The organism is Aeromonas sp. DNP9 (assembly GCF_001728955.1).
Classification (GTDB): domain Bacteria; phylum Pseudomonadota; class Gammaproteobacteria; order Enterobacterales; family Aeromonadaceae; genus Aeromonas; species Aeromonas veronii.
Window position 1 is genome coordinate 127,719 of record NZ_LYSQ01000013.1, and the last position, 10,996, is coordinate 138,714.

General features: G+C 60.0%; 9 protein-coding genes. 5 read left to right on the plus strand and 4 right to left on the minus strand.

Going from position 1 to position 10,996, the window contains the following annotated elements:
* Positions 1-107 precede the first annotated feature (107 nt).
* Together A9G06_RS10845 and A9G06_RS10850 are read right to left on the minus strand one after the other, a co-directional pair.
* Positions 108-302: a heavy metal-associated domain-containing protein gene (locus A9G06_RS10845; protein ID WP_069555234.1), complete on the minus strand. Its 195-nt coding sequence runs from the start codon at positions 300-302 to the stop codon at positions 108-110.
* Positions 303-466: 164 nt separating this feature from the next.
* Positions 467-1,417, minus strand: coding sequence for an AEC family transporter (locus A9G06_RS10850; RefSeq protein ID WP_069555235.1), 951 nt, complete (start codon positions 1,415-1,417; stop codon positions 467-469).
* Positions 1,418-1,554: 137 nt separating this feature from the next.
* On the opposite strand from A9G06_RS10850, the gene treR reads away from it, so the two are divergent.
* The 5 genes from treR to A9G06_RS10875 all read left to right on the plus strand — a co-directional run bounded on the left by treR (position 1,555) and on the right by A9G06_RS10875 (position 6,766).
* Positions 1,555-2,502: a trehalose operon repressor TreR gene (gene treR, locus A9G06_RS10855; protein WP_069555236.1), complete on the plus strand. Its 948-nt coding sequence runs from the start codon at positions 1,555-1,557 to the stop codon at positions 2,500-2,502.
* Between the two features lie 192 nt (positions 2,503-2,694).
* Positions 2,695-4,125 carry a PTS trehalose transporter subunit IIBC gene (gene treB, locus A9G06_RS10860; RefSeq protein ID WP_042052735.1) on the plus strand — a complete coding sequence of 477 codons (1,431 nt, stop codon included), beginning with the start codon at positions 2,695-2,697 and terminating at the stop codon, positions 4,123-4,125.
* A gap of 67 nt (positions 4,126-4,192) precedes the next feature.
* Positions 4,193-5,854: an alpha,alpha-phosphotrehalase gene (gene treC, locus A9G06_RS10865; protein WP_069555237.1), complete on the plus strand. Its 1,662-nt coding sequence runs from the start codon at positions 4,193-4,195 to the stop codon at positions 5,852-5,854.
* A 3-nt stretch (positions 5,855-5,857) separates the two neighbouring features.
* Positions 5,858-6,457 carry a sugar O-acetyltransferase gene (locus tag A9G06_RS10870; RefSeq protein WP_069555238.1) on the plus strand — a complete coding sequence of 200 codons (600 nt, stop codon included), beginning with the start codon at positions 5,858-5,860 and terminating at the stop codon, positions 6,455-6,457.
* A 120-nt stretch (positions 6,458-6,577) separates the two neighbouring features.
* Positions 6,578-6,766 (plus strand): hypothetical protein, encoded by a 189-nt coding sequence (locus A9G06_RS10875; RefSeq protein WP_005336040.1) that lies wholly within the window; start codon positions 6,578-6,580, stop codon positions 6,764-6,766.
* A gap of 60 nt (positions 6,767-6,826) precedes the next feature.
* Here A9G06_RS10875 and rluA read toward each other — a convergent pair whose 3' ends face one another.
* Together rluA and rapA are read right to left on the minus strand one after the other, a co-directional pair.
* Positions 6,827-7,483 (minus strand): bifunctional tRNA pseudouridine(32) synthase/23S rRNA pseudouridine(746) synthase RluA, encoded by a 657-nt coding sequence (rluA, locus tag A9G06_RS10880; RefSeq protein WP_005343025.1) that lies wholly within the window; start codon positions 7,481-7,483, stop codon positions 6,827-6,829.
* 115 nt (positions 7,484-7,598) lie between these two features.
* Positions 7,599-10,466: an RNA polymerase-associated protein RapA gene (gene rapA / locus A9G06_RS10885; RefSeq protein ID WP_069555239.1), complete on the minus strand. Its 2,868-nt coding sequence runs from the start codon at positions 10,464-10,466 to the stop codon at positions 7,599-7,601.
* Positions 10,467-10,996 lie beyond the last annotated feature (530 nt).

Sequence of the window (10,996 nt, forward strand, 5' to 3'; positions counted from 1 at the left end):
TAATCGCAGCCAGTTTGCCCAGATAACCATCAATATCTGTGATAAAACTCACCAAAAGACAGGTGAGTACAGATTTTTAACCTGTTTTATACCTCTATGGAGATAATTTAACTCGCAGAGAAACCCTTGGCTTCGATCAGGGCGATCAGCTCGGCCTTGCTCAGCTCGCTCTCGATGAAGGCCTTGCTGCTGGCGAAATCGACGGTTGCGGTGGTGACCGCAGGCTGGGCCAGCAGCACTTTTTGCAGACTGGCGGCGCAGCCACCACAGGACATGCCGGACACTGTGAGTTCGATGGTCATGGGATATCTCCTCTGTTGATGAGCGCCAGCCTAAAGCTGCCGCCTCCGGCAAGGTCAAGCCGTCAGTACATAAGACCCAGATAGTTCATCAGGATGGCTCCCTGCCGGTGTATGGGAGCCAAGGTTCGTGGTGGCGATGAGGTTGGCAGTTTCCTCGGGCAGGGTCAGTACATAAGACCGAGGTAATTCATCAGAGTCGCCCCGAGGCTGGTAGTAACCAGCGAACCGAGGGTGGTGGTGGCGATGATGTTTGCGGCCAGCACGCTGTCGCCCCCCATGGCACGGGTCATCACATAGCTGGCGGCGGCAGTCGGGGTAGCGCTGATGAGGAACAGAATACCCAGCTCCAGATGGCTGAAGCCGAGCAGAGCCGCCCCCAGGGTAAAAGCTGCCGGAATGAGACAGAGCCGCATGATGCTGGCCCAGCCCGCAATGGCTGCACCACCACGCAGGGCATCGAGGCTGAGAGAGGCGCCGGTGCAGAGCAGCGCCAGCGGCAACGTCATGTTGGCGAAGTAGCTGCCGGTGGTGAGCAGCAGTTGCGGCATCTTGATACCGAGCAGGGTAAAGGGCAGCGCCGCCACAATGGCGATGATCAACGGATTCTTGATGATGCCGAGCAGAATGGGGCGAATGCCGGTGGCGCCGCCGAGACTGCGGGTGAGGGTGATCACCGCGAGAATGTTGTAGAGTACGGTCACCGCGCCGACATAAAAGGCCGCCGCCCCCAACCCTTCGTGGCCGTAGGCGTTTTGCACATAGGCGAGCCCGATAATGGCGCTGTTGCCGCGAAAGCTCCCCTGCACGAAGATGCCGCGCAGCCGCTGCTCCCCGATAAAACGCCCGGCCAGCAGCTCCAGCACCAGATAGCTGATAACGGTGGCGAGCAGGCCATAGCCGATAAACCAGAGGCTCGGCATGGTGGCGAAGTTGGTACCGAGAATACTGAGAAAGAGCAGGGCGGGCAGGGTGACCTGAAATACCAGTCGCGAGGCGGATTCGGTAAAGGGATCCGGCAGCATCCCCAACCGCTTGAGCAAGATGCCGAGCAGCAGTACCACGCAGATGGGGCCTGTGATGGAGAGGGAGAAGAGCAGACTGGCCAGCAGATCCATGATGGGCATCCTGTGCTGTGCCCACACACCCTGACGGCGGGGCAAAAAGGGCATTCTAACGCCATGGGCTTGTATTCACAGGGGTTAATCACAACAATGTGGGCAATTCCACCGCCTAGCCTCCAGTGAGCCAATTCATGGACAAGAAACTGACCATCCTCGATATCGCCAGACTGAGCGGCGTCGGCAAGTCGACCGTCTCCCGGGTGCTCAATCAGGATCCCAAGGTGAAGCAGGAGACCCGCGAGCGGGTGGAGCAGATCATCGCCGAACATGGCTTCGTGCCGAGCAAGTCGGCGCGGGCCATGCGCAGCCAGAGCCAGCAGGTGGTGGGGATCATCGTCTCGCGGCTCGACTCCAGCTCGGAAAATCAGGCGGTGCGCGGCATGCTGGAGACCCTCTACCAGCGTGGCTACGATGCCGTGCTGATGGAGAGCAAGTTCTCCCCCGCCAAGGTACAGGAGCATCTGGCGGTGCTGGAGCGGCGCGGGGTGGATGGCATTATCCTGTTCGCCTTCAATAACTTGGACTATGCCGCTATGGCGCCGCTGAAAGAGAAGCTGGTGCTGGTCGCTCGTGAATATCCCGGTTTCTCCTCGGTCTGCTTCGATGACGCTGGTGCGGTACGCACCATGCTGGCGCAACTGGCAAGCCGTGGCGCCCGCGACATCGCCTATCTGGGGGTGGATGCCTCGGATCTCACCACCGGCCAGCGCCGCCTCGACGCCTATCTCGCTTACTGCGCAGAGCAAGGGTTGCGCCCGCGTAGCGCCCTCGGTGATCTCAGCCTGCAGAGCGGCTACCGGCTGGCGGCCGAGCTGCTTACCCCCTCCACCCAGGCGTTGGTCTGCGCCAGCGACACCCTCGCCATCGGTGCGGCAAAATACCTGCAAGAACAAGGGCGTAGCGAGGTGCTGGTGACCGGACTTGGCAACAATCCCATGCTCAGTTTCCTCTTCCCCAACGCCCTCAGTCTCGATCTCGGTTACAAAGGGGCGGGGGAGCAGGCGGCGTGTCAGCTGCTTGGCCAGATTGAGCAGGATCAGCCGCCGCTGGTGACTATCGCCCCCTGTCGAACCCTGTGACCCCCATCACTCCGGACTGAACAAAAAGTGCGCTTTTTGTGATGCTGGCCACGAATTGGGAACGTTCCCATTTCGATCTGGCCAGATTGTCGGCATGCTAAATGGGAACGATACCAAAAACGCTCCGGCCGACAGACTGGCTCAAAAGGGCGATACAGACCACTATTCAATGGCGTCACAGAGGGAAGACCCATGTCCAAGATCAACGCACAGCAGCTTGCCACCCTGATCGACAAGATCGGCGGTAAGGAGAACATCGCCACCGTCAGCCACTGCCTGACCCGGTTGCGCTTCGTCCTGAATGATCCGGCCAAGGCCGACAGCAAGGCTATCGAAACCATCCCGGCGGTGAAGGGAAGCTTCACCCAGGGCGGTCAGTTCCAGGTGGTGATCGGTAACGAGGTAGAGCAGTGGTACAAGGCGCTGACCGAGCAGCTCGGCGTCAGCGGTGGTAGCAAGGAGACCGCCAAGCAGGCGGCACGCCAGAACATGAACCCGCTGGAGCGGGGCATCTCCCATCTGGCGGAGATCTTCGTGCCGCTGCTGCCCGCCATCATCACCGGCGGTCTGATCCTTGGCTTTCGCAACGTCATCGGCGACATCAAGATGTTTGACGATGGCACTCACACCCTCACCGAGATCAGCCAGTTCTGGGCTCAGGTACACGCCTTCCTCTGGCTGTTGGGCGAGGCGATTTTCCACTTCCTGCCGGTCGGTGTTTGCTGGTCTGCGGTGAAGAAGATGGGCGGCTCCGAGATCCTGGGTATCGTGCTGGGGGTGACGCTGGTGTCACCGCAGTTGATGAACGCCTACGGCATTGGTCAGCAGACTCCCGAGGTGTGGGACTTCGGCCTGTTCGTGATCCAGAAGGTGGGTTATCAGGCCCAGGTCATTCCGGCGCTGCTGGCGGGTGTCTTCCTCGCCTGGGTGGAGACCAACCTCAAGCGGATCATTCCGGCCTATCTCTATCTGGTGATTGTGCCGTTTGTCTCGCTGCTGCTGGCAGTGATCGTGGCTCACGCCTTTATCGGCCCGTTTGGTCGCTGGATTGGTGATGGCGTCGGTTTCGCTGCCAAGGCTGCCATGACCGGCTCCTTCGCTCCCATCGGTGCTGCCCTGTTCGGTTTCCTCTACGCGCCGCTGGTTATTACCGGCATCCACCACACCACCAACGCGGTGGATCTGCAGCTGATGCAGAGCATGGGCGGCACGCCAATCTGGCCGCTGATCGCCCTCTCCAACATTGCTCAGGCTTCTGCCGTGGTGGGCATCATTCTGATTAGCCGCAAGGAGAACGAACGGGAGATCTCGGTACCTGCCGCCATCTCCGCCTACCTCGGGGTGACCGAACCGGCCATGTACGGTATCAACCTCAAGTACAAGTTCCCCATGTTGTGCGCCATGGTGGGCTCCAGCCTTGCCGCCCTCATCTGCGGTTTCGCCGGGGTGATGGCCAACGGCATCGGGGTTGGCGGCCTGCCGGGCATCCTCTCCATCCAGCCGCAATACTGGGCGGTTTACTCCCTCGCCATGCTGGTCGCCATCGTGGTGCCGGTGGTGCTGACCCTGCTGGTCTACAAGCGCCAGCAAGCGGCCGGCAAGCTGGCCGAAGCCAGCGCCTGAATCTGATTGTCAGGGCGACCCAACGGGTCGCCCTCTCCCTTTTCAATTTGTGACAAGAGAAAGAGCCATGAGCCAAACACCCTGGTGGCAGAGCGCCGTGATTTACCAGATCTATCCCAAGAGCTTTCAGGATTCCGGCGCCCGTGGCACCGGTGATCTCAAGGGGATCATGGCCCGCCTCGATTACCTCAAGACGCTGGGGGTCGATGCCCTCTGGCTGACCCCGGTTTACGTCTCCCCGCAGGTGGACAACGGCTACGACATTGCCGACTACCTTGCCATCGACCCCGCCTACGGCACCATGGCAGATTTCGAGGCGCTGCTGGCCGCCGCCCATGAGCGCGACATCCGCATCGTGATGGATATCGTGGTGAACCACACCTCCACCGAGCACGCCTGGTTCAAGTCGGCGCTGGGGGATAAAAACAGCCCCTACCGCGACTACTACATCTGGCGCGATCCGGTGGATGGCGGCGTGCCCAACAACTGGCAATCCAAGTTTGGTGGCAGCGCCTGGGAGCTGGACTCAGCCACCGGTCAGTACTACCTGCACCTGTTTGCCCGCGAGCAGGCGGATCTCAACTGGGAAAATCCTGCAGTGCGCGCCGAGGTCAAAAACATCATCCACTTCTGGGCCAAGAAGGGGGTGGACGGTTTCCGGCTCGATGTCATCAACCTTATCTCCAAGGATCAGACGTTCCCGAACGACGAGATTGGCGATGGCCGCCGTTTCTACACCGACGGGCCGCGCATCCACGAATTCCTGCAGGATGTGAGCCGCGATGTCTTCGCCCCGGTGGGGGCCATGACGGTGGGGGAGATGTCCTCCACCAGTCTGGAGCACTGCCAGCGCTACGGCGCCCTCGATGGCTCCGAGCTCTCCATGGTGTTCAACTTCCACCATCTGAAGGTGGATTACCCCAATGGCGACAAGTGGACCAAGGCGCCGTTCGATTTCCTCGAATTGAAGCGCATCTTCAACCACTGGCAGAGCGGCATGCATGGCAAGGGGTGGTCGGCGCTGTTCTGGTGCAATCACGACCAACCGCGCATCGTCTCCCGCTTCGGCGATGAGGGCGCGCATCGGGTGGTGGCCGCCAAGATGCTGGCCAGTACGCTGCACGGTTTGCAGGGCACCCCCTACATCTATCAGGGGGAGGAGATCGGCATGACCAACCCCGGCTATCAGCGCATCGATGACTATCAGGATGTGGAGAGCCGCAACATCTTCGCCATCAAGCAGGCCGAAGGGATGAGCGAGGCCGAGATCCTCGCCATTCTCGGTGCCAAGTCCCGCGACAACTCGCGCACCCCGATGCAGTGGAGCGCTGCGGCCAATGCCGGTTTCACCCAAGGGACGCCCTGGCTCAAGCCCGCCGCCAACTATTCCGAGATCAATGCCGAGGCGGCGCTGGCCGACCAGCACTCGGTGTTCTGGCACTATCGGGATCTCATCGCCCTTCGCAAGTCGCACCCCATCTTCACTCAGGGGGATTATCAGGAGCTGCTGACGGGGCACCCGCAGATCTGGGCCTACACCCGTCGCGCCAACGGCCAGACCCTGCTGGTGGTGAGCAACTTCTATGGCGAGCCGGTGGAGTTTGCCTTGCCTGCCGAGCTGCAAAGCGGGCAAGGTCGGCTGCTGCTCGGCAACTACCCCGATAGCCCGGCCCGACCGCAATCGGGTATGCTGCGCCCTTATGAATCCCTGATCTGGCTGATGGAGTAGGTCATGGAGAAGGTGGTGCGCGGTACCGAGTGGCAGAAGATGGTGGCGGGGGAGCCTTATGATGCGGGCGACCCCGAGCTCAAAGCGGCGCGCGAGCGCTGCCGCAAGCTCTATCACACCTTCAACACCAGCTGGCAGGAGAAACCAGCGCGGGATGCTTTGCTTCATGAGCTGCTCGGTGGCCGCGGCCAGGAGTGTGCCATCAATCCACCATTCTTCTGCGACTATGGCGCCAATATCTTCGTCGGCGAGAACTTCTACGCCAACGTAGGCTGCACCATCCTCGACGTCTGCGAGGTACGCATAGGCGACAACGTGCTGCTGGCGCCCGGGGTGCAGATCTACACCGCCGCTCATCCGGTGGCGGTGGCGCCGCGCATCAGGGGTGTAGAGTTCGGCAAGCCGGTGCGGATCGGTCACAACGTCTGGATTGGCGGCAGCGTCGTCATCTGCCCCGGCGTTACTATCGGTGACAACAGCGTTATAGGCGCAGGCTCGGTGGTGACCAAAGATGTGCCCGCCAACGTGGTGGCGGCTGGCAACCCCTGCAAGGTGCTTCGGCCGATGACGGCACAGGAGCTTGAAGGCGTCATCCAGCGGTGAACAGGGACCATGAATGCTATTGCTATCTGATTGATAGAAAAGCGACTTTCAGATTGTTTTGCATTCAGTGCTTATGTTCGGGGCCGCTTGGTCGATACTGTTGAGTGCAGGAGGAACCCTATGGATATATCAAGTTCTGCAAATGCGTCGTTTGGTTCTGCTCTGATGACGGCTAGTCTGGCCAAGAAACAGCAGACCCAAGAGGGCGAAGCTGCGCTGAAGCTGCTGCAAAACGCAGCGCAATCAGCGCCGGTTGCACCGACATCGGCCAGCGCTTCTCTGGGAAGCAAGATCGATATTCGCGTCTGACCCTAATGAAAAAGCCCCCATCTCGCGATGGGGGCTTTTTTATCTCTGCGATTTGCGGGATCAGACCGGGAAAGGAGCCGGCGCCTCGAAGGTCATCCGCTCGCCACTGCGGGGGTGGCTGATGGTCAGCATGGCCGCATGCAGGTAGAGATGGGGCGCCGCCGCCAGCGCATCCGGATGGGCGTAGAGGTTGTCACCCAGGATCGGGTGCCCCAGCTCCAGCATATGGACGCGCAACTGGTGCGAGCGACCTGTGATGGGAGTCAGCTTGATCAGGCTGTTGCCGTTCTCCACCTTCAGTTTCTGCCACAGGGTCAGAGCGTGACGCCCCTCCTCGTGATCCACCTTCTGTTTCGGGCGGTTTGGCCAGTCGACGCAGAGCGGCAGGTCAACCTGACCCGACTCTGCCTCCGGCTCACCCCACACCCAGGCGAGGTAGTGCTTCTCGGTCTCCCGCTCGCGAAATTGCCGACTCAGCTCCCGATGAGAGTTGGGATTGAGGGGAATGACAATGACGCCTGTGGTGGACATGTCGAGGCGATGAGCTGCCGCCGCCTTAGGGTGCTGCTGTTTCACCCGATGCAGGACGCTGTCTTCATTCTCGGGGCCGCGCCCGGGGACGCTTAGCAGGCCAGTGGGCTTGTTGACCACCATGATGTCCTTGTCCTTGAACAGGATATCGAGCCAGGGTTCCAGAGGCGGTGAGTATTCAAACATAAATGTCTCGCATCAGAAGGTGGGGGCAAGCCCCCATCAGTTATGGGTAACCACGACAAAGCGGCCTTGGGTATCCAGTTTGAGCTGGGTCTGGCCGCTGTCGGTCAGTACCTTGTCAGTTATGGGTGACCACGATAAAGCGGATGGCATCCAGCTTGAGTTGGGTCTGATCGATCAGGTGGTGCAATTCTGCCTGCAGATTGCGCAGATAATCCAGCTCGCTGTCGCGCACGTTCGGGTTGACTGCTTTGAGCGCTTCCAGACGATCCAGATCCTGCTGCAGGGTCTGCGCCATCTGGGCGCGGGCCTTGTCGACAATCCCGGCTTTCAGCTCTTCGGCAATGGCCTGGCCCTTGCCAATCAGACCGTGGATCACCGGTTGGGACGCAGTCACCAGCTTGCTGCCGAGGTGGCGATTGACCGGAGTCAGCTGGCGGTTGAAGGCATCGAACGCCACTTTCTCACCCAGATTCTGGCCGTTCTTGTCCATCAGCAGACGGATCGGCGTCGGCGGCATGAAGCGGTAGAGCTGGGGATGGGCCGCAGACTCGGCAACGAAGATCAGCTCAAGCAGGATGGAGCCGATGGGCAGCGCCTTGTTCTTAAGCAGTGCGACCGAGGTGGCACCGATCTCGGAGCCCAGGATCAGGTCGATACCGCCGCGCATCATGGGGTGATCCCAGGAGAGCAGCGCCATGTCATCCCGCGACAGGGCTGTGTTGCGATCGAAGGTGATGGTCATGCCATCTTGTGGCAGGCCCGGGAAGCTGGAGACCAGCATGTGATCCCCGGGGGTCAGCACCAGCGCGTTCTCGCCACGGTCATCCTGATTGACGCCGATCTCGTCGAACATCTTGAGAGCGAAGGAGATCATGCCGGTGTCGTCATCTTCGGCGGCCAGCTTGTCGACCAGCTGCTGGGCGGCGGCGCCGCCGCTGGAGTGGATCTCCAGCAGGCGATCGCGACCCTGCTCCAGTCGAGCCTTGAGCGGCTCGTGCAGTTCGCGAGTCTTGATCAGCAGGGCGTCGAGAGCTGCCTGATCGCCGGTGTTGGCGGCCAGCAGCTCGAACAGCTCTTCACGTACCGCTTCGAATACCGGGCGGGCAGTCGGGCAGGTCTGCTCGAACGCGTCCAGACCATCGTGATACCAGAGCTGCAGGGCGCGCTGGGCAGTCCCTTCCAGATAGGGAACGTGGATCTCGACGGTGTTCTGCTGACCGATACGATCCAGTCGGCCGATACGCTGTTCCAGCAGATCCGGGTTGAGAGGCAGATCGAACAGCACCAGATGGCTGGCAAACTGGAAGTTGCGACCTTCTGAGCCGATCTCGGAGCAGAGCAGCACCTGGGCGCCACCCTCTTGCTGGGCGAAATAAGCGGAGGCCTTGTCCCGCTCGAGGATCGACATCCCTTCGTGGAACACGGCACCACGGATCCCTTCACGGGTGCGCAGCGCCTCTTCCAGTGCGATGGCGGTCGCTGCTTCAGAGCAGATCACCAGCACCTTCTGCTGACGGGCTGAGAGCAGCAGCTCCAGCAACCATTCGACACGGGGGTCGAACTGGGTCCAGGTTGCGTTGTCGCCTTCGAACTGCTGGAAGATCTTCTCGGGATAGAGGTAGCACAGGGCGCGGGTCTGCAGATCGCCACCGTTGCCACCCATCATGCCCATCACCTTGATGGCTGTCTTGTACTGCTCCGGCAGCGGCATGGGGTAGACGTTGAGGTGACGCTCGGGGAAGCCTTGAATATTGGCGCGGCTGTTGCGGAACAGCACCCGGCCGGTGCCATGCTGATCCAGCAGCTTGGCGACTGCCTGCTGGCGGGCCTCAGCATCGCTCAAGTTCAGCCCTTCCAGCTGGCTGGCGAGGATCTGTCTGGCTTCATCGCTCAGGGTCTCGCCTTCCAGCAGCTCTTGTGCGGCGCTGGCGACCTGACCATAGGCCTGCTCCTCGGCGAGGAAGGCTTCGTAGTCGTAAAAACGCTCGGGATCGAGCAGGCGCAGACGGGCAAAGTGGCTCTGGTGGCCCAGCTGATCCGGGGTTGCGGTCAGCAGCAGTACGCCCGGCACCTGTTCAGCCAGCGCTTCCACCATTTCATAGGCACGGCTCGGCGCTTCTTCGCTCCATTCAAGATGGTGCGCTTCATCGACAACCAGCAGATCCCACTCGGCCTCCAGCACCTGCTCGAAGCGACGACGCTTCTTGCGCAGGAAGTCGAGGCTGCAGATCACCAGCTGTTCGGTCTCGAAGGGATTCTCCGCATCAGCGAATGCCTCGATGCAGCGCTCCTCGTCAAACAGGGAGAAGTGCAGGTTGAAGCGGCGCAGCATTTCGACCAGCCATTGGTGCTGCAAGGTTTCGGGCAGCAGAATGAGTACGCGATGGGCGCGGCCGGAGAGCAGTTGCTGATGAATGATCATGCCCGCTTCGATGGTCTTGCCCAGACCCACCTCGTCAGCCAGCAGTACGCGCGGAGCGTAGCGGTGACCCACCTCGTGGGCAATATAGAGCTGGTGCGGGATCAGGCTGACCCGGCCACCGGCCAGACCACGAGTCGGGTTGCGACGGCGCTGGTGCTGGTTGATCAGCGCTTCGTAGCGCAGGGTGAAGCGGGACATCCGATCGATCTGACCGGCGAACAGGCGATCCTGCGGCTTGTTGAACTTGATAAAGTTGTTGAGAAACACTTCTTTGAGGGCAACGGGCTCATCATTGTCGGTGCGCACACCTACATATATAAGCAGGCCGTTTTTCTCCTGCACTTCTTCGACCGTCATGGTCCAGTCTTCGTGACTGGTGATCTGATCGCCCACATTGAAGCTGACCCGGGTGACCGGCGCCTCTTCTTTGGCATACATGCGGTTTTCACCGGTAGCCGGAAACAACAGGGTAACCATGCGTCCTTCAACAGCAACGACAGTCCCCAACCCCAGATCCGTCTCTGTATCACTAATCCAACGCTGGCCAAGTGCAAAAGGCATTAAACTCTCCAAAGCCCAAGAGTGTGTGAATCGCAAAGGGGCGCTATGTTACCCGAAGGCGTGACCTCGATCACCATGCATATAGATGTAGAGAGACCAAATCGCCACAACCTTGATCTGCTCCCGCCGCCACGCCATCTAGAGGATAGCGAACTCGTCAAACGGGTGTGTTATTGCAGGATAAATGCGCTTTTTGGGTGATTAGTGAACGGTTGAACCAGAAATTCGAATTTAATTCGAAAACACCCTTGCAAGCGTGATCCAGATCCCTATAATGCGCCCCTACCAGCACGGCGGAACACGCCAACCTGATGAGCCAGCTTCCTTGTGAAGTCGGCGCCGAAAGAAAAGCGAAAATAATCGCTTGACTTTCGAAGTGAGAAGCGTAATATGCGCCTCCTCAGCGCGACAAGCGTGACGCTCTTTAACAATTTGAATCAAGCAATCTGTGTGGGCACTCACAGCATCGAACATCAAAAACAATTTTTGATTTTCAATGTCTGGTGAAGTGACCAAGACGATTTCTTAGT

Excerpts from the sequence above, each read along its gene's own strand:
- A9G06_RS10845 (WP_069555234.1), bottom strand. The coding sequence starts at position 302 with ATGACCATCGAACTCACAGTGTCCGGCATGTCCTGTGGTGGCTGCGCC.
- A9G06_RS10850 (WP_069555235.1), bottom strand. The coding sequence starts at position 1,417 with ATGGATCTGCTGGCCAGTCTGCTCTTCTCCCTCTCCATCACAGGCCCC.
- treR (WP_069555236.1), top strand. The coding sequence starts at position 1,555 with ATGGACAAGAAACTGACCATCCTCGATATCGCCAGACTGAGCGGCGTC.
- treB (WP_042052735.1), top strand. The coding sequence starts at position 2,695 with ATGTCCAAGATCAACGCACAGCAGCTTGCCACCCTGATCGACAAGATC.
- treC (WP_069555237.1), top strand. The coding sequence starts at position 4,193 with ATGAGCCAAACACCCTGGTGGCAGAGCGCCGTGATTTACCAGATCTAT.
- A9G06_RS10870 (WP_069555238.1), top strand. The coding sequence starts at position 5,858 with ATGGAGAAGGTGGTGCGCGGTACCGAGTGGCAGAAGATGGTGGCGGGG.
- A9G06_RS10875 (WP_005336040.1), top strand. The coding sequence starts at position 6,578 with ATGGATATATCAAGTTCTGCAAATGCGTCGTTTGGTTCTGCTCTGATG.
- rluA (WP_005343025.1), bottom strand. The coding sequence starts at position 7,483 with ATGTTTGAATACTCACCGCCTCTGGAACCCTGGCTCGATATCCTGTTC.
- rapA (WP_069555239.1), bottom strand. The coding sequence starts at position 10,466 with ATGCCTTTTGCACTTGGCCAGCGTTGGATTAGTGATACAGAGACGGAT.